Source organism: Mycobacterium toneyamaense (genome assembly GCF_055384815.1).
Genome location: NZ_AP040333.1, coordinates 393,955 through 414,300, shown reverse-complemented (window position 1 = coordinate 414,300; position 20,346 = coordinate 393,955). Strand labels below are relative to the sequence as shown.

Sequence of the window (20,346 nt, the reverse complement as noted above, 5' to 3'; positions counted from 1 at the left end):
CGTCGCAACCGCGGCCGGGCAGCTCGGCATTACGCAGGACGCAGTCCGATGGCATTGCCGGCGTGGATGTTTCGCGCGGGTGGCGTTCCGGAAGTCCGGACGTTGGTGGATACCGGAGGACGAAGTGAACGCAGTAGTAGCTGCGCGACAACAGATTTGAAGGGTGGCACCAAGTGGACGACTTGACGTACCGCGGGGATGGCAGGTATGGCCCGTCGGCCTACGAGGCCGAGGTCATTCAGCGGAAGCGGGAAGCCGCCGGGCAGTCCGCCCAGAGTCCGTCGCTGGACCAGGAACCCGACGTCAGCCCGAGCGAGCCTCGGTCGCAATCCACAACTTCAGGAGGTCAAGCCACAGTGACAATGTTTTCGGTAAAGGAGCCGGCGACGTACGCCAAGGGCGGCGGCCAGTCCTACTTCCGCGACCTGATCCGATCATCGATGCGGAGCGGGGGCCACGTCGAGGCCGACGAGCGTCTACGCCGGCACAAAACCGACGTCGCGACCGACAAGGCCTATCGCGCGCTGGATACCACTCCCGGCAACGGTGGGCATTTCGTTCCGCCCATCTATTTGGTCGACCAGTACGTGGCGCTGGCCCGCGCGTCCCGCGTCTACGCCAACCTGGCGACCAATCAGCCGCTGCCGGCCGGTACGAACTCGATCAACTTCCCCCGGATGAAGTCCGGGACGTCGGTCGGCATCCAGGCGGCGGAGAACACCGCGGTGGCGAGCGCTGATCCCGACGAGGATGAGATCGAAGCCAAGGTGCGCACCATCGCTGGTGACACCGACGTTTCGCTGCAGCTGCTGGAGCAGTCGCCCGTCAACTACGACGAGGTGATCTTTCAGGACCTGTACGCCGACTACGCGATGAAGCTGGACGTCCAGACCCTGCGTGGTACCGGTGCTGCGGGTCAGATGCTCGGCGTTCACGCGACCCCGGGCATCGGCACGGTCGCGATCACGGGCGGTGTCACCCTGGCGAAGTTCTACGCCGCGGTCGCCGACGCGATCCAGCGCGTGAACACCGGCCGCATGCAGGCCGCACAGCACATCGCCATGCACCCGCGTCGGTGGGCCTGGATGACCGGCATCCTGGACGCCAACCAGCGGCCTCTGGTCGTGCCGTCGGCGCAGAGCCCGCAGAACTCGGTCGCCGCGTTCGAGCGCGTCACGCCTGAGGGCTTCGTCGGTTCGATGCAGGGCCTGCCCATCGCGCTGGATCCGAACATCGGCACTACCTACGGCGCCGGCAACGACGAAGACGTCGTCTACGTCCAGCGGTCCATGGACAGCCTCCTGTACGAGTCGGGCATCCAGTCTCGAGTGCTCAAGGAGATCGGAGGCAAGAGTCTGACCGTGACCCTGCAGGTCTACGGCTTCGCCGCGTTCACCGCTGAGCGCTACCCGACTTCGATCGTCGAGATCGGCGGTCTGACCCCTCCAATCTTCTGATCTTGGGCCCTTCCGGTTGGGTGGGGGCCCAGTTGGGGTGCGCGACCGCTTGTTCCTCCACGGTGACGCGCTCTCCAACACTCCTTTGGCAAATGTCGGGGTTTCCGGCCGCTTACCCGGCACCAGCCAAAGGTCTCGGTTCGGGGAGCTGATTGGACATAGTGCCCACTGATGGCCAATCAGCTCCCCGAACCACCGTCGTGCGAAAGGCGAAGATATGAGCAATGCCGTTGAGCTGGCCCAGGTTTGGGTGCCGCTCATGCCGGAGGCGTCTCGTATCGCCGCGGGCGTGGAGAAGATCGGCAAGGAAGCCGCCTCCCGGTTCAACCGACAAACCCAAGTCATGGGCTCCGCGATGGCCAAGTCGATCGACACCCACGGCGCGAAAGTCGTTGAGTCACTCCGCAAGGTCGAGCGCCAGACGATCTCTGTGCAGAAGGCCCGCAAGGCCGACGCCGACGCTCTCGGCCGCCTCGAGCTCGCCCAGAAGCGCTACCAGCAGGTCTCGAGCAATGCGAAGGCGACGGAACTGCAGCGGGCCACCGCCGCGGAGTCGGTGGCGCGGGCGCAGCGCACGCAGGAGCTGACCGCTGACGGCCTGACCCGCGCGACGAAGGGGCTCACCCAGGCGCAGAAGGCCCAGGCTTCAGCGCAACGTGAGGCCAACGCCGCGCAGGCTGCCGCGAGCCGGTCTGGCGCGAGAACGCCTCTGGGGTACAACTTCTCGGCCGCCGGGCAGCAGGCCGAACGGGCCGGCACCGAGTCGGCCACCCGGTTCGCCGCCGGATTCAAGAAGATGATCGGCCCGGCGATGGCGTTGGTCGGCGGCGCGGGTCTCTTCTCGACCATCAAGCAGTCGGTCAAGGCCGGCGTCGACATGGAGTCGAACTTGAACCGGCTGCAAGGCGTCACCGGGGCGAGCGCCCAGATGATGGCCAAGGCGTCGGAGAAGGCTCAGCAGCTCGGCGCCGACACCACCATCGTCGGTGCCTCCGCAGCGGACGCCGCAGCAGCGATGCTCGAGCTCGCCAAGTCCGGCCTGAACATGAATCAGGCGATGGGCGCGGCCCCCGGCACCCTGCGGCTCGCCGCAGCCGCGTCGATCGACGCCGCCACCGCCGCCGAGGCGCAGGGCAACATCATCAACGCCTACCAACTCAAGGCCGAGGACGCGAACCACGTCGCGGACGCCCTGGCGAACGTCGCGAACGCTGCTGCCGGCGAGGTGCCTGACTTCATGCTGGGCCTGCAGCAGGCCGCCACTGTGGCGCACGGCTTCGGCATCTCCATGGACGACACCGTCGCCACCCTGGGGCTGTTCGCCAACGCAGGTATCCGCGGTTCCGACGCCGGCACGTCGCTGAAGACGATGCTCACCCACCTGGCGGCGCCGTCGGATCAGGCCGGCAAGGCCATGGACGCGCTGGGCTTGAACATCCGGAATACCAAGGGCGAGTTCGTCGGTATGCGCGAGCTGTTCCGGCAGATCGGCGAGGCATCGAGCCGTATGCGGCCCGACGATTTCCAAGAGAACGTCGCGACGGTGTTCGGCACCGACGCGATCCGCGGCGCGATGATCGCCGGCAGCCAGGGCATCGAGACGCTCGACAAGATGAAGAAGTCGGTCATCGAGGTCGGCGGCGCCACCAAGATGGCCGCCGCCAACATGCAGGGCGTCCCCGGTGTCATGGAGAAGATCTCCAACGCCACCGACGGCGCCAAGCTGGCCTTCTACGACCTGCTCAAGCCAGCGTTGCAGTCCGGCGGCGACAAGTTGCTGACGGTGATCCAAGGCATCGGCGACTCGTTCACCAGCCTCAAGAAGGGCACCGCCACAGGCGGCCTGGCTGTCATCGCTGACGTGTGGCGCGATATCTCCGGCGCTGCAAAGGATCTCGCGCCCACCCTCGGCAAGGCGATCAAGGCGCTCGCTACCGGTGCCGGTGGCGTCGCGGTCGTCGGATGGCAGGCGCTCGGCATGGCGATCAAGGCCGTCGAGCCGCCGCTGCGGATCATCGCCGACCTGTTCGGCAGCAACCAATGGCTGTCGACAGGCCTGATGGCAGCCCTCGCGATGTTCATCGCGAAGACGAAACTTCTTCCCCCCGTGCTGAATACGGTGAACGGCGCAGCGACCCGGGCCAAGGGCGTGTGGGCTGAGCTGCGGACCCCGCTCAATGACGTCAAGGACAAGACCACCGGTCTGGTGACGCAGCAGGGACTGCTGACCCGCGCCACCGAGGGCACGCTCGGCCCGGTCGGGCGCATGCGTGCGGCCTACCTCGAGGGAGCGCAGCAGGCCAAGACCTTCGCGCAGCACAACAGCTTCCTGCGCACCCAGTTGGTGCAGAACGTGGGCCCGCTGCAACGGATTCAGCAGGCCGGCTCCAACGCGGTGACATCGATCAGGGGCATGAGCACGGTGATGGGCGCCGCCCGCGCAGCCGGTTCGGGCCTGTCCATGGCGGCCGGCGGGCTGATGTCGGCGCTCGGCGGCCCGTGGGGCATCGCGATCATGGGCGCCACCGCGCTCGTCGGCGGACTCGCTGCCGCACACGCCGACGCGGCGCGGAAGGCCGGCGAACAGCAGGCCGCGGAAAACGCTCTGAAGGACACGCTCGCCGCCGGACGCCTCACGGACAAGACCCGCAAGGACATCAACACCGCGCTCGGCGAGCGCAAGGACGGCGCCCCGTCCGCTCTGGACCGGGAGCAGTCCTTCAATCTGCCGGCCGGGACGGTCCTCGGTGCCGCGACGGGCAGCGACTCCGCCCGCGCGCTACTGAACAAGACGCTGACCGACAACCTCACCGCGGCCGGTAAGGGCAACGCCGACGTGCAGAAGATGCTCGACACCGCACAGGCGGCCGGCGTCAGCACCGAGGAACTGTCCAAGGCACTGTCCAAGGAGGGCTTCAACTGGGACATCGTCACCCAGAAACTGAAGGCGTACAACGACGCCCAGCAGGCAGCGCTTGAACGGGAGCACCCTGGCGGGAAGGTCGAGCGCACCTACGAGCCGGTGCTGCGTGACCTCGACCAGTTGATGGCGAAGCTGCCCGACGCCGCGGAGTCGGCCGCGACGATGAACCAGGCCATGAATCAGCAGGCGCTCACCGCGACGCGTGCAGCCGAAGGCTGGGCGCAGGAGAACCGCTCGCTCAATGGCGTGTGGGAGGCCTCGGCGCGCGGCGTGGAGGCGTTCAAGGCGCTCGGCGCCGCGGTCGTCGCGGTGCCGTCGGACAAGCAGGTCGTGGTGAGCGTCCCGGACGACAAGAAGGCTGCGTTCATGCAGCAGATGAAGGACATCGGCAACACCGTTGAGCACCTGCCCAACGGCGAGATCGTCGTCACCGCGAACGACGACGCGGCCGTGGAGCGCTGGAAGGCGTACGTCAAGAAGGTCGAGGGCACGCCGGTCCAGGTACCGATCGAGTTGCAGGTGCAGAACTACGACGCCGCGCTCAAGGCATGGGTCCAGCGCCTGCAGTCGGGCCAGAACCCGGGCGCGATGCCACAGGCACCGGTCACGCCCGGCCAGTCAATCGGCGGCCGTGCGACGGGCGGCCGGATCGACCCGTCCGGCCGGATCAGCGGACCTGGCAGCGGCACAAGCGATTCGATCCTCGCGCAGGTGATGGGCGGCGGCTTCGTCAAGGTGTCCAACAAGGAGTCCGTCAACACCGCGGATTCGACGGCGAAGAACTGGCCGCTGATCAACGCGATGAACAACGGCTATGTCCCACCGATCGACCTGTTGCGCGACCTGTCGGGACTGAAGGGCTACGCCGACGGCGGCGGCTTCGCGATCGAGGATGCCGCCGAGGCCATGGTCGGCACCCCATACAGCCAGGCGCTGCGCAACGACTGCTCCGGGTCGATCGCGAAGCTGATCAACGCCGGACTCGGCGACGGCGGCGACGGTCTGATGACCACGAAGAATGCCGCCACGTGGCTCGCCGCCCGCGGATTCAAGACCGGCAACGGTCCTGCCGGATCGCTGCGGGTCGGCTGGTATGACCACGGCCCGGGCAACAACGACGGCCACATGGCCGCGACCCTGCCCGACGGCCGGAACGTCGAATCTGGCGGCAAGAACGGCGTTTTCACCCTCGGTGCGGGCGCGGCCGGTGCATCCGACCCGCAATTCGACCAGCACATGTACCTGCCCGAGGAAGCCCTGTACCCCGAGGGGTCCGGCGGCGGCGGTGGCGGCTACGGGGGCAGCTATGGCGGTGGGGGAGGCGGCTACGGCGGCTCGGGCGGTGGTCCTACTCGCGCTGAGCAGCGAGCGCTGCGCAACGCGGCGCAGAAGGTCGACGACACCGCCAAGGCTGTCGAGATCGCCAAGCAGCACCTGGACGAAGTCAACGCCAACCCCAAGGCGAAGCCGTCGGCCCAGGCAGCGGCACAGGAGCGGTTGAACAAGGCCGAGCGCGAACACCAGGACGCCCTGGACGACCAGGCATCCAAGCAAGAAGAGGTCAACGAGAAGTCCGCGAAACGCGGATCCCGTGGCACCGGCCGCGGCGACCGAACCAGCGACGGCGGCCCGGACGGCAAGTCATTCGGCAAGGACCTGCTGTCCGGGGCCATGGAGGTGCTCGGGTTCGACGGCTCAGTGTTCTCGGACCCCACCCAGTGGGGCATCTGGAAGCTGTTCACTGGTGGCGCGAATTACGTTGGCGGACTGCTGAAGAACTTCGGCGGAGGCCCTGACGGCCAAGGCGACCAGCGCATGCTGCGCCCTCGGCCGGGAGAAGACCCCAACCGCACCCAGCACTACGGCAACGGCGCCATGCCCGGGCCCGCTGGTGCTGGCGGTGACGGCGGACTCGGCAGCGTCGGCATGGGTCTGCTCGACTCCGTGCTGCCCCAGGCATCGGACTGGCTGCCCAACGCCACCAATGGCGGCGGCACCACCAACACGAATACGACGAACAACTCCAACAGCAACAACACCACCAACACGGGCGTCGCGATCTACGGGCCGGTCACGATGCAGGCACCTCCCGGCATGCGGCAGCCGGACCGGATGGCCACGCGCCAGTCAGGCCTTCCGAAATGACGCCGACTCCAGCGGAGATGGCAGAAGCGCTGTACCGCTTGGGTTGTGCACCATGGGAGATTGGCGCCGCACAGCCGATCCTCCGACGGCTCGTCGCGCTCAATGCCGTACGAGGTCGCGTGCTCGACCCCGGCTGCGGCACGGGGCATCACAGCATCATGTACGCCCAGGCTGGCTGCACCGTCACCGGTATCGACGCGGCACCGTCGGCCATCAGGCGAGCCCGCAAGAACGCCCGAAATGCCGGTGTCGCAGTGGATTTCCAGCACGGCAACGTCACCACCGTCCTCGACGGTTACGACGAGGCCCAGTTTGATGTCGTGGTCGATTCGAAGCTGTACGACAATCTCGAGCCCAGTGCACGGCGCCGGTATGCAGCTGGACTGCGACACGTCCTCAAACCCGGCGGCCGGCTGTATCTGTACGGCTTTGCTTCGGGCACGAGCGTGAACGCGTTTCACAACCACGAGCCGGTGGAAATCGATTACGAGAACGAGCTGCTGTCGGCAGGCTTTGAGATCACCTATTCAGGTCCGGCCACCTATCTACTGAATAGTGAGCATTGGCTGCCGATATGCCCACGGTGCCCACGGCAATCACCAGGCGATCAGATGCATATCCCGATCGCCGAAGTCCACGCCCGCGCCCCGAAGGAGTAAGCATGGCTGAGCGCCGCCAACTGCCGCCGCAGATCAAACGGATCGAGCTGGATGCCCGGTCCGGAGGCCGGCCCGTTGTTCGCTACCAGCTCACCGTCGACGTCGGATGGGACGGCCCGAAGCGACTCCGGTTCCGTAAGCGATACAAGACCGAGCGCGAAGCCCGCGACGCCCTGGACGCGATTCGGGGCGACGTGGTCAGAGGCATGTACGTTCACGCCAACAAACGGACGATCAACCATGCGTGCGACGACTACATCGCCGGCAAGGTGGCGGCTGACCGGAAGCGATCGACGGTCAACGGCTACGAGGAGAAGCTGACTGTGGTGCGTGCCGAGCTCGGCGCCATCTTGGTGCAGAAGCTCACCAAGCGGCACCTCGATGACCTCGTGACCGCGCTGCGGGCCGGGGGCCTGTCCTCCCCCACCGGCCGGACGCGGAAACCCTGGTCGCCACGGTCGATCAACTATCTACTGGGACTCCTCGACTCGATCCTCGAGAGCGAGAAGAAGCAGGGCCACGTCGTGCGCAACGTGGCCGCCCTGGTCGACCGAGCGGAGGGAGATCCGAAGCCGCCAGACACGCTGACCCCAGAAGAGGTCGAGACCGTCGAGAAGTACTTCACGGGCGACCAGTACGCGATCGCGTGGACGTTGGCGCTGTGCGGCATGCGGCGCGGCGAGATCGCCGGCCTGCGTTGGGAGCACGTAGACCTCCAGCGCGGCACGCTCACGGTCGCTCAGACACGGTTGCGGTTCGGTAAGCACATCGTCGAGGACACACCGAAGTCGCGCGCCAGCCGGCGCGAGCTTCCGCTGCCCGACCATCTGGTGGCCGCGCTCAAGACAGCCAAGGCGCTCCAGACCGCCCAGCAGCTCGCGCTGGGCCCTGACTACCAGGCGTCCGGGTTCGTCGTCGTCAACGAAGCCGGGCAAGCCCTCAGCCCTCACACATTGACCTCCCGGTGGGCCCGGCTACTCAACGCCGCCGGCGTCCGGCACGTCCGACTGCACGACGCCAGACACACCTGCGGCACCGCGATGCACCTCAAAGGCGTACCCATCGCCGTCATCGCAGCATGGCTGGGACACGCCTCCAAGGCCTTCACCATGCAGACCTACGTCCACTCCCAGCCCCAGGCATTAGCCGCCGCCGTACAGAGCTTCGCGCGGAGTCAGTGCCGTGCTGGCGTCTGACTGGCTCAGCGCCCCGAGTCGGCGGCCTCGCGCCAGATATCGCGAATCTCCTGGTCACGCTTCCCCGAAGTGGGTGCGCCCAGGTCGGTCATGATGCGGCGAATGCGATCCCGGCGCTCGGTCCGCTCAGGGCCGCAGTTGCTATTCACCATTGCCGCCTTCCGAGTCGTCCCCACGTTCACCGCGGCATTCATCGCCTTCATCACCAGTCAACTCCTCACCCTCGCCTCTAGTCTGCCCGTCACCGGGAGGAAAGGGAACGACACCAATGAGATTCATGGCATGCTGTTCCGCAGTCCGGTAAGCATGATTCACCATCGCGAGATGTTCGTAATCTTCGATTGGCTTAACCGGAAGGCCCAACCCCTCAGCTTCAGCGCGCGACACCACGAAGCCGTGGGTCGGGTACTCCTCCAATAGCTGAGCGGGGACCGTAGACGACAAGCCCGGCGGGCAATTCGACCGAGTCTCCATCAGCCGCTTGCCATACTCCTTCGCGACACGCAGTAGTGAATTGGACCAGTGGAGCATCGTCGGATCGATCTTCGCCACGATCGGCTCCATGAATTTCGCCGAAAAGTCCAGCATGGCGGTGATCGCCTCCGCACGACTCAGCCGTGTGTATTGAAGAACCATCCCCCCGCCGCGGAGCACGATATCCATCGCGGTCTCGGTCAAATCGTCCAGGCTCCGGGCACGATCTAATGCCGAAACCGTGATGCCTTCCTGCTCATGGGTCACCTGGGCATCCAACGGCCCGAGTTCCGCCGCCGGAGCCATGTAGATCTCGTCAGCCACCAAACTCAGCAGGGTTGCAGCAGATTTGGCATAGTCCGGCACCACGACGCGGATGTAAGACGCGACACTGCGGAAAATCAGGCCAATCTTGTACGCCGAGTGAGCATCTCCACCGCCGGATTCCAACCAGACATCGAGGGTGGTGTGTTCACGGTCAGCCGGGTCGACCCCGTCGAGCGCCTTGCGCACCTGCTCAACCGTATGGCGACCGATCGAGGCAGTTGGGCCATCACCGTGCTGGAGAAATGCCAACAGGACAGTCCGCTGGGCCTTGGGACCGTCTGCGCCGGCCGGGACAGCACCGGACGCATGGCCATCGACCCTTCCGTTCGATGCGGACTTGGCCCGGACCCGCCGGGTCTTGGGCGCTTTGGCGGTGTCATCGTCGACGGCCGTATTGTCTGCCACCTGCATCCTCTTCGCTGACGTGCGTGACTATTTGCTGGGAAGCATGCCATGGCGTGCACGCTCGCGGAGTGCGTTCGAATGAAACCGACCGCGCCTACCATCGGACTCATGACCAAGCGCCGCCTGACCGACGCGGACTACGCCGAGCTGGCTGCCGACTACGCTGCCAACCCGATCACCGCCGACGAGGTCATCGACGTTGTGGCCGTCAACCCAGATCACCTTCGCGACGCACCTTCGTCCAACAACGGCGAGCCGTCTGCGTAACGTCGGGGGTCCGCGCCCGACAGACCCGCGTTAGCTGATCCCAACCAGTCAGCCGAGTCAGCAAACACCTGCTGACCTGCGGCATTCGAACACCTGGCGCGGGCGCGGCGGCTGGGCCGACGCCCACACTGCCCGCTGGTTGCCCCTCAGCGCCTCGTGGCTGGCCATGGTCCACATGAGCCGAGCCCGGCGAGCTGGTGGCCCTCCCGCCCCCACCGGCCCCCGTGCGGGGGCTCCGGCGCCCGGCCCGAGGCGGGGGGCGGGTCAAGACTCTGCGGCCAGCCCCAGGCGGCCCCTCGCCGCGGCAAGGGTCCTCTCCCCCTGAAAAATCGAACAAAAATCAACGCGATCCGACGATCGTCAGCAAACTATCGATCCCATTCGGCGAATGAGCGAGAAATCGGCCGCTACCTGCGGCGAGCTTTCCTGCTCCAGCGTCGCCGCGATGGGCTTCAGACAACCGCATCGACTCGAAGGGCCGCGAGTCTTGTTCGATCACTGGTCGAAGCCCCGGACCGGCACGTGAACCGCAGATCCTGGGCCACGGCCGCGCCTAGCCTTTCGCGGCGCGGTAGTGATCCCGGATGTTCTTCGTGTCCCCGAGGTAGCCCAGCGCGATGCAGTACGTCACCACGAAGTCCTCGTCCAGGCCGGCAGATTTGAACACAGCCATCGAGGCCTGGGGGATATGCCGCTCGCGGCCGCGCTGTGCGCCCGAGGACAGCTCCCGGGAGCTCATCAGCAGAAACCGAAATTCCTCGTCCAGCTCTTCGTCGAGAGGCGGGGTGGGCTCGCCGGTGCCCGCGTTGAACGCCTGGACCGCGGTCGCCCAGCCCTCGAAAGAGAGGTGATCGCCCCACTGGAACACGATGAGTGTGTTGTCCTTGGCTCGGCTCACGCAGTCCTGAAGCTGGGGCTCACGGGGCCACGCAGCGACCACAAGGCCGTTTCGGCGCGGCCCAGGACTTCGGCTAGCGACGTTCGGCGCATTGCGGGCCATCGCGGCCAGCACCTTGGGCGAGCTGGTCTCGTTGCTCTTGAGCGGCGTGAAGATCTCGCGTTTCCGGTATTCGTCGTCCCCGACGTTGTCGTCGATCCAGGTTGCGAGGCGGTGCCCCGCGTCGTCGTCGTACATGGACTCCCATGGGAGCCACGCTCCCCGATGTGCGATGTGTGCGTGCATCACCGCGACGCTACCGCTGGGGTATGACACCTCTGCGCCCGTCTATGCCCGCCGGCGGCCTGGTCTACCCCCACGGGTTAGCGGGCGCTCCGTATTTTCCCCGCATAATCGCCAGAGTGTCCGCTGGTGTCGCGTGGTGTCCGCTGGTGTCACGAAATGGCGTAATCGGTTGTGGCACAAAACATCAGCGGACACGCTACGACACCAGCGGACAGCGCGACCGCAAGCTGAATACGCGGGTTCGATTCCCGTCATCGGCTCCACGCTCCATAGTGACCAGCCTAGGATCTTGGAGTCACACGTCGTCGCCAACCGAATCGGGCTAGAGGGCTGAGCCTGGACAGCGCACCGGCTCAACCTTCGATCTGTCAGTCGAACAACCGCAGCGCTCTGACCGAAGCAAAATACAAACACGCATGAGCGGATTTGGGGGCACAAACCATCCAGGTATCACGTTTATGTAATTATGATCGGCATGGTGGGCTCGGTGGACAACGCGCAATACACAAGCCCTCCCGTTCGAGCTGCAGTCTTTACCGTCTACATCGACCCGCTCAAGTTGGACATCAACCTCCTCACTGAGTTGAGGAGCAAGTGGGCCACGCAGTACCCCGGCTTCACACAGTCGTCACCCCAGATGCGCCCCAGCGACTTGCTTCCCGAGGTCGACCTGTTTTCACTGCCATGGCCGATGCCCGCAGTGCAACTAGCCAACAGCTCGCTGTCCCGAACTATTGCGTTCCAGTTTGATCACTTCTCATTGACGTGGACATTCGATTCAGATGGCGATGGAAACCAATACCCCGGCTACCTGTCATTAGCTTCGGAGCTAAACGATCGGTTCGCTGAGTTCGTCGACACGGTGGACGAGATGTCAGACGACTCCGTGAAGGTTCAAGGCTGTCAGTGCCACTACACCAACGTCCTCGACAACATCGACGGCGCAGCTTGGCTCACCGACTACCTCACGAGATCGACAACGACTCACCTCGACAACAATCACTTGGACGACGCTGAGCACGTTGGTTTCCGTGTACATCGAGTCGACGACGAAGACGACGTGCAACGTCGCGTGTGGTTGCAAATGACCCGCCGAAAGGCTGAACGTTCCGAAGTAACGATCTCAGTGGTTGCAGTGCCCAAGTCCGATTCTCATCAAATCCCGGACGATCCCAACTCGGCTGCGCAACATCTTATGGATTCGGCGCACCGCCTAGAGAACAAAACATTTGAAGCTAGTTTCAGCGACGCGATGAAACGGGATTGGAGGAGCCAACAATGACCGTTGTAGACATCGGCTGGCGTCCGAGAACCCTTGATGCACCGAGGGTGAAATTCCGCACTGCTCAAATTGCCTGCAAAACCAGCGCTGACACATGGGCCGAACACTGTTCGGCCCGTAATTCAGCAACCGACGCAGCCCAACGTGCCTACGCGGCAATTAGTAAGCTGGTGGCCGGCAGACTGATCGAAGCGTCAGTCGCAGCACGCGCACAGCAACTCATCAAGTTTCTCTTCAAAGCAAACACTGTCGATGCGTCGATCGCGCCCGAAGACGGTGGGTTGATCTTCTACTGGGCAGCACAGGAAATGTCGTTAACAATCGAGATTTATCCATCTGCTGGCTATTGGTGGTGCGCAAGCAATATCTCGGGATATCCATTGTCAGGCGAAGGGTCCGAGCTGCCATTGAACGAACTTGGAAATCGCCTGAACCATTTCTCGAAGGAAGTGGAGCGCCGAAATCCGCGCTGGCGCGACATCATTCGCTGACCGCTTGTGATAAAAACAGGGCCAATTGGCGGCTACGATGATGATCAATTCTCTGACGAAGCGCGACTTTATCGGAGAGTGCCGGACAAACCCGATTATTTGAAGGTGATCGATCCTGTAACAGGAGAAAAGCGGCCAACACCTGCGGCATTTAGCATCAAGGACGAGCCTGACGGCCTATCTATTTCGATTGAAATCCTTATGCGTCGACACAAGCTGCCCACTCGAAATCTATGTCGGGACTGGAACACACACGGTGTCGCACGGTTCAGCGCTGGCCTAGTACGCCCGTCACTTGGGGTTATTTCAGCACCCACCGACGAACAGTATGCCGGAAAGGCGCACGGCTTGGTCCGAGGACCAGACGGAATACCCAGTAGAGGCACGTGGAACACTATACGAAGCAAGATTTTAGAACACGCCGTCTACTTCGATTCTGACCCCGATCCTCCAACCGGCATCGGCGCACTGGTGCTCCATACACAAAGGATGTTCGAGAATTCGATTGCGTTCCTGACGCGACTTGTACTGCCAAAACATAACGAATAGTTGTCTTGGAATGCACTCACTCTAGCGTCTTGTGAAATGCCTCGCCCCGGTATAACTGACTACGTGAAGTTCGCCAATTCGGCACTGTAAACCGAACCTCGCTATTAATGTGCGCCTACTACTGATACCAAACGTTCCGTGCATCAACGTCATACTCCACGTTCCTTCTCCGGGTCTTCAGAAGGCCGCAATGCGGTGTCGCCAGCCAGCATCGCAAACACTGGCAGGCTATACACGCTCTCTCTTCAAGCCGGGATATCCATATTCGAAAGCGGTATCAAGGCATCGCGTCGCTCGATAGCTCGAAGCACGTCACCCGTCGCGAAAGGCAATCCGCGTGCGCGAGAAGTTAGTCTTTGGCCATCCGGTCACAAGAGCTTCGAGCACTATCCGCCCGCGACAGATACCTTGGCCCCATGGATGTGCGCGCGATCGGCAAGGGCCTGGGCAGTCTGGACCGTGAGGTCTTCGAAGCAGTAGCCGAGTCGCCGAGCCCACTCCTGGACTCCACGATGCCCCGCCTGACCAGGGCGGCTGACCATTCCAAGCTGTGGTTCGCCATCGCGGCCGGTATGGGCGCGTTCGGCAGCCAGTCGGTGCGCCGCGGTGCGGCACGCGGCGTCGTCAGCCTCGCGGTGACCAGCCTGGTGACCAACCAGCTCGCCAAACGAATCTGGGTCCGGCCGCGCCCGGACCGCACCCTCATCCCGCTGGTCCGGCGGAGCAAGCGTGTCCCCACCTCCAACTCCCTCCCATCAGGGCACTCCGCGAGCGCCGCGGCATTCGCGGTGGGCGTCGGCCTCGAATCCGCACCGGCCGGTCTGCCGCTGGCTCTCCTCGCCGGCCTGGTCGGACTGTCGCGGGTGGCCACCGGCGCGCACTACCCCGGTGACGTGTTCGCCGGCTTCGGCATCGGCGCCGCGATCGCGGTCCTGGGCGCTCGCATCGTCCCGACGATTCCGGCCACCACGCTACCGACGTCGGATCCGTTGCGGTTCCGGACCGAGCCCAGGCCACAGGGCGAAGGCGTGGCGCTGGTGATCAACCCGGCGTCCGGCGACGGGACGGGCAAGCGCGTCATCGACGAAGCACGAAAAGCCTTACCGCGCATGGAAATCGTGGAGCTCCAAAAAGACGACGACATCGAGAAGGTATTGCGCGAGACGGCCGCACGCACCGAGGTGCTCGCGGTCGGTGGCGGTGACGGGACGGTGGCATGCGCGGCGGGCATCGCCGTCGAGGCCGGTGTGCCGCTGGCGGTGTTCCCGGGCGGCACGTTCAACCACTTCGCCAAGGACATCGGTTGCGATTCGGTGGCCCGCACCGTGAAGGCCATCGCCGAAGGCTCCGCGGCCTACGTGGATCTGGTGTGCCTCAACGAGAAACGCATGGTGATCAACACCGCCAGCATCGGCGCCTACCCGAACTACGTGCGCACGCGCGAGAAGCTCGAACGGCGGATGGGCAAACGCCTGGCCGGCATGTACGCGCTGTACCTGACGCTGCGCAAGGAAGCCCCAGTACGAATCAGGTACGACGACAAGACACTTGAGACCGAACTATTCTTCCTGGGCAACTCGACGTACTTCCCGTCCGGCTTCGCCCCGTCGGTGCGGCCGCGCCTCGACGACGGCTTGATCGACGTCCGAATCCTGGAAACCGGGCGCCGGTTCAGCCGGCTGCGCATCGCGACGGCGGTTCTGTTGGGCCGGCTGGAACGCAGTCCGCTGTATCACGAACTGCAGGTGCCGGAGTTCCGGTTCGTCGCGGTCGACGGACCCACCACCGTCGCCTACGACGGCGAGGTGGGCGAAGCGCTGAGCGAAGCCAGCTTCACCGTGCGGTACCGGGCGCTGCCGGTGTTCCGTCCTCTCTAGGGCCGCATCTCGTACGCACCGTCGTACGCCGCCACCTGTTCCCAGACCCGGTCGAAACGACCCACATCGGCAATCGGTTTGCGGATCGCCGCCAAGGCCCACTCCTGTTGCGCCACAGTGGAACTCGGCTTGCCGTGCAGCGCAACGGCATACGACGAGAAGTCACGGATCTGGAAGTCGAAGATCTGATCCAGCAGGTCGTGGTCGAGACCGGTCAGTTCGGCCTGTTCCAGGATCAACTGCCCGTAGACGACGAGCGTGAACAGATGCCCGACAACGAGGACGAAGTCGAGGTCGCGCTGCTGGTCGGCGTCGGGTGCCGCGGTCAGCAGCAGGTCCTTGAAGGCCTGCACCTGCTCGTAGAAGCGGGCCACGTTCGGCACCGCGAGGTTCCGCTCGTACACCGGCGCCCAGTCCGCGAACTGCACCTTGGAGGCGCCGCGCGCGGGCCCCTGTGCCCAGAAGAACACGTCGTCGGCCGCGTCACCGCGGGTGCCGATCTCCGGGTAGCTCGCCGGGTTGAACATGTAGTTGGGCATGAACTTCAGGATCTGCGCGACGTTCACGTGCACCGTGCCCTCGAGCCGGGGCAGCGCACCGATGAGGCGGTTGACCTCGTTGAAGTAGGTGTTCTTCTCGAATCCCTTGGCGGCCAGAACATCCCACAGCAGGGTGATGACCCGCTCGCCCTCGGAGGTGACCTTCGACTTGGTGACGGGGTTGAACAGCAGGTACCGACGGTCGTCGAGGCCGGCGCTGCGGAAGTAGTCGATGGCGCGGTCGCTGAACAGCTTCATCGCGATCAACCGGGCGTAGACGTCGACGAATAACGCACGCACGTGCGGGAAGTCGGTCACCGGGTTGCCGTAGAGGATCCGGTTGTTGGCGTGCGTGATCGCCTCGTAGAAAGCGTGCTCGCACATACCGATCGAGCCGCTGCACAGGTTGAACTTGCCGACGTTGACGGTGTTGAGCGCCGCCGAGAACGCCTCCGGCCCGGTGCACAGGATGTCCTCCTCGTGCACCGGATAGTCGTTGAGCCGGAACGTGCTGACGAACATCTGGCCGTGCACGACGTTGTCGATCAGTTGGTAGTTCTGATGGCCGCTGTCCGCGACGAACCACACGTAGCCGTCGGGCCCGTCGACGTCGGTGCGGCGCGAGAACACCGACACCATGCCCGCGACGTTGCCGTTGCCGATGTAGTACTTCTCCCCCGACGCCCGGAACACGACGCCCTCGTCGGACGTCGGCGTCAGCAGCATGTCGGTGTTGTAGATGTCGGCGCCGTGCTCGCGTTCGGACAGCGCGAACGCCATGACCCCGCCCGCCTCGAGTTGGGCGGCGGCCCGCTCCTTGGCCTTGATGTTGTCGCTCTGCCAGATCGGGCCGAGGCCGAGGATGGTGACCTGCTCGGCGTACCAGTACGCGAGCCCGTAGAACCCGAGGATCTCGCTGAGCACGGCATTGCGGGAGGTGTCCCAGCGCTTGTTCGGATCACCGTCGGCGAATTCCGACGGCGTCAGGAACGTCGCGAAAACGCGCTCCCGCTTGATGAATTCGAGAAAGTCGGCGACCCAGGTCGCGTCCAGATCGTCCTGCAGCAACCGCGCCTTGCCGCGATCCTCGAACCAATCGATCAAGGCCCGCAGCTGACGCCGCGTCTCGGGATCGAATTGCTGGGGATCGAAATCGTTCGGGTTGAGCAACAGGCCGCGAGAGTTCGGCATGGGTACCTTCTTCGGTCCGGGTTTGGCACGAATCTAGCGCCCGGACGCTCGTGGGACCGCGAATTGCGCGTACTTATCCGAGGGCCACGCCGAGCTCCTCGGCGAACACCCTGATCATGTGCTGCACGCCAATCTCGTTGCGGCCGATGATCATGTGGTCGTGCTGGCCGTGCCTGACGCCTTCCCCGCACTGGGGCAGCATGGCGAAGTCCTCGTCGACGACCGCGGCGTGGACGTTGTCGTACACCTGGTCGTACGCCGCACGCATCTCATCATTGGTGGCCGGCACGCGTCCCATCCAGCTGTGCCGGACCGTGCACCGGGTCGGTTCGCCGGCCGGCAAGATGTCGATGATCTCGACGCCGACCGGGCTGTTCGCCAGGATCAGGTTGGGATAGATCCAGTAGATGACGCCCATGTTCTGATGCGGGTCCCACGACCCCGACGGGTCGTCGGCAAGGTTGGCGACCCAGGTGAAGGGAAAGCCGATGCGATGGTGCTTGCCGTACTCGTCGTAAACCCCGGTGTTGGGCAGGGTGTTCTGCCCAATCACGCTCTCGCCGTGGACAAATGGGAAGTGGTACCCCTCCGCGAACGCTTCCAGGGCGCCCTTCCACGACACTTGGGACTGGAACTCCTTCTCCGTGTGGTAGCCGTATGAGGCATAGTTCATCAGCTCGAGTTCCGGCCCGATGGGCCCGAGATGGCCATCGACGTCGATGTCGGCGCCGGCAGTCAGCACGGCCCAGATGAAGCCATGTCGCTCCTGGCTCGGCAGCTCAACAAGTCCGTAATCGGCCTTGTCCATCGAATCGAACCCCGCCCTGCCGGGAACGGTGAACAGTTCGCCGGTGTTCTTGTAGCTCCACGCGTGGTACGGGCACGTGAACCGGGCGGCGTTACCGGAGCCGCAGGCCGGCTTCGCGCCGCGATGCCGACAGTAGTTGAGGAAGACGTGACTGACGCCGTCACGGTCGCGGGTCACCAGTAGCGAGTCGCCCAACACCGAGCGCACGACGTAGTCGTTGACGTTGGGAATCTGGGCCGACGGCACGATCGCCAGCGGCACGCGGCGCAGCACCTGCGACTCCTCGATTTCCGTGATCTTCGGATCTCGGTAGTAGTGCAACGGCACCCGGAGTTCGCGGTCAGCCATGTCCGTCGTCTTGTCGACCGCATGGCGCAAGGCGCGCCTGGTCAGTGCCTCGTCCTGATTGCCGACCGGTCCTTCGGTGATCGCCGTCATTGCTGACCTCATTTCACGTTGGGCAATATTCGGACCATACATCAGTGGCCCTGTGTATGGTCAAGAGCCGGTAACGTTCAGCGATGGGCGGCGGGATGGAAGTATGCGGTGATGCGCAGACACGGCTGGTCTGGTGACATTCCCGTCGACGACGAGGAGGCGGTTCGCCGCATTGTCAGCGCGGCCCGCTCGTCGATCGACGCGCGTGGTTCGGTGAGCGTGTCCGATGTGGCCACTGAACTCGGGATCACCCGGCAGACCGTGTACCGCTATTTCCCGACGCTCGACGCGCTGATGGCGGGCACCGCGCTGTCGGCTGTCGAAGGCTTTCTGGACCGCTTGGCCGACGACCTGCAGTCGATCACCGACCCCACCGACGCCGTGATCGAAGGCATTGCCTACACCTTGGAACAGCTCCCCAACGACCGCTACCTGAGCCTGGTCATGCATCCCGGCAGGGCGAGTGCGTTCGCCGCGGGCGTCACCTCCGAGACGGCGATTACATTCGGCCGCTCCATCCTCGAACGTTTCCAAGTCGATTGGCCTGCAGCCGGATTCAGTGGCCGGCAACTCGATGAGCTCGTCGAGTTCATGCTGCGCACACTGCAGTCGTTCATCCTGGATCCCGGCGGCCCTGACCGCCACGGCAAGGAGTTACGCGCGTTCCTCCGTCGTTGGGTCGCGCCCGCAGTCCAGCTGCATCACGACACAGCCACCCACGCAGCTCCGTAGCCGCGCGGACGGGCGACCCATCCCGGCATCTGAAACTCGCTCGCCCCCGGCCTGTCCCGCGTGCAAGCATGCCCACATGGCCAAGCAGTTCCCGGAGATCAACGACCGGTTCCGCACGTTCATCGCCGCGCAGAGCATCTACTTCGTGGCGACCGCAGCGCGCGACGGCCGGGTCAACCTGTCGCCGAAGGGCTTGGACTCGCTTCGCGTCCTGGGGCCACATCAGGTGGCCTGGCTGAACCTGACCGGCAGCGGCAACGAGACCTCGGCGCACCTGCTCGACAACCCGCGAATGACGTTGATGTTCTGCTCGTTCGAGCGTGAGCCGATGATCCTGCGGCTGTATGGCACCGCCCGTGAGGTCGCGCCCGGCGACGCGGACTGGGACGAGCTCTACAGCCAGTTCCCGCCGCACATCAGTGCCCGTCAGATCTATGACCTGAGCGTGGACATCGTCCAGACCTCATGCGGTTTCGGCGTGCCGCTCATGTCGGTCGAGTCCGAGCGCGTGCTGCTCGACACCTGGGCCGAGAAGAAGGGGCCGGAGGGTGTCGCCGACTACTGGCAGCAGAAGAACCTGTCGAGCATAGACGGCGCGCCGACGAAGCTGGCGCTGGGCTGAGCTCAGCCGGCGCAGGCGTCGGGTGCATCGACCCGCAGAGGGACATCGACGGGCACCGTATAGGTGACGACGACGTCGGCGGCGCCGGTGTTCTCGTTGGCAACCCGGTGCGGTACCCCAGCGGGAATGAAAACCGCTTGGCCACTGGCGAACTCGGTTCCCGCACAGTCACCCGCGGTCTGCAGCACGACACCACCGGTGTTGATCACCGAATACTCGGTGCCGGGATGTGTGTGCCAGCCGCTGCTGGCGCCCGGCGCCAGCTTCAGTCCCTGAATGATGAGGGTCGACGGCGCGCCACCGGTATCGATGTCGACCGGAGCCGTGGTGTCGCCGCGCGCCAGGTCGGTCCGCACGACGTCTCCCTCGGGTGGCGTCGCCGCTGCGACGGGTGCCGACAACACGGCCAAGCCGAGTGCGGCACAGGCATTCCCAACGCGCAACTTTGTCATGCACCCACTGTGCGCGACGTCGGACGACCGCGTGTGGGTTTCGGCTACGCGACCATGACGTCGACCGACAGCCGCTCCCCGAGGGCGTAGACGGTCGGCCAGTCCTGATTCTGGGCGGCCGATTCCAGTGCATCGATGAGCGGGCTGTCCACACCCAGTTCGGCGAGCCACGACGACACGGTGGCGGCGATCTGTTCCCCGGGCACCTCTTCGGCACGCCGGCCGTGCAGACGGTCGACCACCACGAAGGTCGGCGCGGCGGGGCGCCGGCGGCGGAAGTCGATGATGCTCATATCAATTGAACGAATCAGCCGTCAAAAAGGTTCACC

The 20,346-nt window shown here is 64.7% G+C and carries 16 protein-coding genes; 10 read left to right on the top strand and 6 right to left on the bottom strand.

The features are described 5' to 3' along the window. Positions 1-362 precede the first annotated feature (362 nt). The 4 genes from ACZ5IQ_RS01850 to ACZ5IQ_RS01835 all read left to right on the top strand — a co-directional run bounded on the left by ACZ5IQ_RS01850 (position 363) and on the right by ACZ5IQ_RS01835 (position 8,380). Positions 363-1,457, top strand: a complete 1,095-nt coding sequence (locus tag ACZ5IQ_RS01850) for a phage major capsid protein (protein WP_464480705.1) — start codon at positions 363-365, stop codon at positions 1,455-1,457. Between the two features lie 217 nt (positions 1,458-1,674). Beyond that, positions 1,675-6,525, top strand: a complete 4,851-nt coding sequence (locus ACZ5IQ_RS01845; RefSeq protein WP_464480704.1) for a phage tail tape measure protein — start codon at positions 1,675-1,677, stop codon at positions 6,523-6,525. A 17-nt stretch (positions 6,526-6,542) separates the two neighbouring features. Next, positions 6,543-7,184, top strand: a complete 642-nt coding sequence (locus ACZ5IQ_RS01840) for a class I SAM-dependent methyltransferase (RefSeq protein ID WP_464480703.1) — start codon at positions 6,543-6,545, stop codon at positions 7,182-7,184. A gap of 2 nt (positions 7,185-7,186) precedes the next feature. Continuing rightward, positions 7,187-8,380 carry a site-specific integrase gene (locus ACZ5IQ_RS01835; RefSeq protein ID WP_464480702.1) on the top strand — a complete coding sequence of 398 codons (1,194 nt, stop codon included), beginning with the start codon at positions 7,187-7,189 and terminating at the stop codon, positions 8,378-8,380. A 141-nt stretch (positions 8,381-8,521) separates the two neighbouring features. On the opposite strand, the gene ACZ5IQ_RS01830 is transcribed toward ACZ5IQ_RS01835, so the two are convergent. Next, a complete protein-coding gene (locus tag ACZ5IQ_RS01830) occupies positions 8,522-9,586 on the bottom strand; it encodes an SDH family Clp fold serine proteinase (protein WP_406801690.1) in 1,065 nt (354 codons plus the stop codon). Between the two features lie 108 nt (positions 9,587-9,694). Here ACZ5IQ_RS01830 and ACZ5IQ_RS01825 point away from each other — a divergent pair, with 108 nt between their 5' ends. After that, positions 9,695-9,853, top strand: a complete 159-nt coding sequence (locus ACZ5IQ_RS01825; RefSeq protein WP_406801689.1) for a hypothetical protein — start codon at positions 9,695-9,697, stop codon at positions 9,851-9,853. Positions 9,854-10,406: 553 nt separating this feature from the next. Here ACZ5IQ_RS01825 and ACZ5IQ_RS01820 read toward each other — a convergent pair. Then, complete coding sequence (locus tag ACZ5IQ_RS01820) at positions 10,407-11,036, bottom strand: hypothetical protein (RefSeq protein WP_406801688.1); 630 nt, start codon at positions 11,034-11,036, stop codon at positions 10,407-10,409. Positions 11,037-11,523: 487 nt separating this feature from the next. Here ACZ5IQ_RS01820 and ACZ5IQ_RS01815 point away from each other — a divergent pair, with 487 nt between their 5' ends. The 3 genes from ACZ5IQ_RS01815 to ACZ5IQ_RS01805 all read left to right on the top strand — a co-directional run bounded on the left by ACZ5IQ_RS01815 (position 11,524) and on the right by ACZ5IQ_RS01805 (position 15,235). Beyond that, positions 11,524-12,318 carry a TIGR04255 family protein gene (locus ACZ5IQ_RS01815; protein WP_406775387.1) on the top strand — a complete coding sequence of 265 codons (795 nt, stop codon included), beginning with the start codon at positions 11,524-11,526 and terminating at the stop codon, positions 12,316-12,318. After that, a complete protein-coding gene (locus tag ACZ5IQ_RS01810; RefSeq protein WP_406775388.1) occupies positions 12,315-12,809 on the top strand; it encodes a hypothetical protein in 495 nt (164 codons plus the stop codon). Before ACZ5IQ_RS01815 ends, ACZ5IQ_RS01810 begins: the two co-directional genes overlap by 4 nt. Before the next feature lie 965 nt (positions 12,810-13,774). Next, positions 13,775-15,235 carry a bifunctional phosphatase PAP2/diacylglycerol kinase family protein gene (locus ACZ5IQ_RS01805; protein WP_406775390.1) on the top strand — a complete coding sequence of 487 codons (1,461 nt, stop codon included), beginning with the start codon at positions 13,775-13,777 and terminating at the stop codon, positions 15,233-15,235. Here the strand turns inward: ACZ5IQ_RS01805 and ACZ5IQ_RS01800 are convergent. Together ACZ5IQ_RS01800 and ACZ5IQ_RS01795 are read right to left on the bottom strand one after the other, a co-directional pair. Next, positions 15,232-16,965: an acyl-CoA dehydrogenase family protein gene (locus ACZ5IQ_RS01800; protein WP_464480701.1), complete on the bottom strand. Its 1,734-nt coding sequence runs from the start codon at positions 16,963-16,965 to the stop codon at positions 15,232-15,234. The two genes, ACZ5IQ_RS01805 and ACZ5IQ_RS01800, sit on opposite strands and share 4 nt — an antisense overlap. Positions 16,966-17,038: 73 nt before the next feature. Next, positions 17,039-18,211, bottom strand: coding sequence for an aromatic ring-hydroxylating oxygenase subunit alpha (locus ACZ5IQ_RS01795; RefSeq protein ID WP_464480700.1), 1,173 nt, complete (start codon positions 18,209-18,211; stop codon positions 17,039-17,041). A gap of 111 nt (positions 18,212-18,322) precedes the next feature. Between ACZ5IQ_RS01795 and ACZ5IQ_RS01790 the strand changes: the two genes are divergently transcribed. Both ACZ5IQ_RS01790 and ACZ5IQ_RS01785 read left to right on the top strand, forming a co-directional pair. Beyond that, positions 18,323-18,943: a TetR/AcrR family transcriptional regulator gene (locus ACZ5IQ_RS01790; protein WP_212814437.1), complete on the top strand. Its 621-nt coding sequence runs from the start codon at positions 18,323-18,325 to the stop codon at positions 18,941-18,943. 76 nt (positions 18,944-19,019) lie between these two features. After that, positions 19,020-19,565, top strand: coding sequence for a pyridoxamine 5'-phosphate oxidase family protein (locus ACZ5IQ_RS01785; protein ID WP_212808065.1), 546 nt, complete (start codon positions 19,020-19,022; stop codon positions 19,563-19,565). A gap of 2 nt (positions 19,566-19,567) precedes the next feature. On the opposite strand, the gene ACZ5IQ_RS01780 is transcribed toward ACZ5IQ_RS01785, so the two are convergent. Further along, the gene (locus ACZ5IQ_RS01780) at positions 19,568-20,017 is read right to left on the bottom strand and encodes a cupin domain-containing protein (RefSeq protein WP_212808064.1); all 450 of its coding nucleotides are present in this window, start codon (positions 20,015-20,017) and stop codon (positions 19,568-19,570) included. Positions 20,018-20,061: 44 nt separating this feature from the next. Then, positions 20,062-20,310: a hypothetical protein gene (locus ACZ5IQ_RS01775; protein WP_073696691.1), complete on the bottom strand. Its 249-nt coding sequence runs from the start codon at positions 20,308-20,310 to the stop codon at positions 20,062-20,064. Positions 20,311-20,346 lie beyond the last annotated feature (36 nt).

Excerpts from the sequence above, each read along its gene's own strand:
- ACZ5IQ_RS01850 (WP_464480705.1), top strand. The coding sequence starts at position 363 with ATGTTTTCGGTAAAGGAGCCGGCGACGTACGCCAAGGGCGGCGGCCAG.
- ACZ5IQ_RS01845 (WP_464480704.1), top strand. The coding sequence starts at position 1,675 with ATGAGCAATGCCGTTGAGCTGGCCCAGGTTTGGGTGCCGCTCATGCCG.
- ACZ5IQ_RS01840 (WP_464480703.1), top strand. The coding sequence starts at position 6,543 with ATGGCAGAAGCGCTGTACCGCTTGGGTTGTGCACCATGGGAGATTGGC.
- ACZ5IQ_RS01835 (WP_464480702.1), top strand. The coding sequence starts at position 7,187 with ATGGCTGAGCGCCGCCAACTGCCGCCGCAGATCAAACGGATCGAGCTG.
- ACZ5IQ_RS01825 (WP_406801689.1), top strand. The coding sequence starts at position 9,695 with ATGACCAAGCGCCGCCTGACCGACGCGGACTACGCCGAGCTGGCTGCC.
- ACZ5IQ_RS01820 (WP_406801688.1), bottom strand. The coding sequence starts at position 11,036 with ATGCACGCACACATCGCACATCGGGGAGCGTGGCTCCCATGGGAGTCC.
- ACZ5IQ_RS01810 (WP_406775388.1), top strand. The coding sequence starts at position 12,315 with ATGACCGTTGTAGACATCGGCTGGCGTCCGAGAACCCTTGATGCACCG.
- ACZ5IQ_RS01805 (WP_406775390.1), top strand. The coding sequence starts at position 13,775 with ATGGATGTGCGCGCGATCGGCAAGGGCCTGGGCAGTCTGGACCGTGAG.
- ACZ5IQ_RS01800 (WP_464480701.1), bottom strand. The coding sequence starts at position 16,965 with ATGCCGAACTCTCGCGGCCTGTTGCTCAACCCGAACGATTTCGATCCC.
- ACZ5IQ_RS01795 (WP_464480700.1), bottom strand. The coding sequence starts at position 18,211 with ATGACGGCGATCACCGAAGGACCGGTCGGCAATCAGGACGAGGCACTG.
- ACZ5IQ_RS01790 (WP_212814437.1), top strand. The coding sequence starts at position 18,323 with ATGCGCAGACACGGCTGGTCTGGTGACATTCCCGTCGACGACGAGGAG.
- ACZ5IQ_RS01785 (WP_212808065.1), top strand. The coding sequence starts at position 19,020 with ATGGCCAAGCAGTTCCCGGAGATCAACGACCGGTTCCGCACGTTCATC.
- ACZ5IQ_RS01780 (WP_212808064.1), bottom strand. The coding sequence starts at position 20,017 with ATGACAAAGTTGCGCGTTGGGAATGCCTGTGCCGCACTCGGCTTGGCC.
- ACZ5IQ_RS01775 (WP_073696691.1), bottom strand. The coding sequence starts at position 20,310 with ATGAGCATCATCGACTTCCGCCGCCGGCGCCCCGCCGCGCCGACCTTC.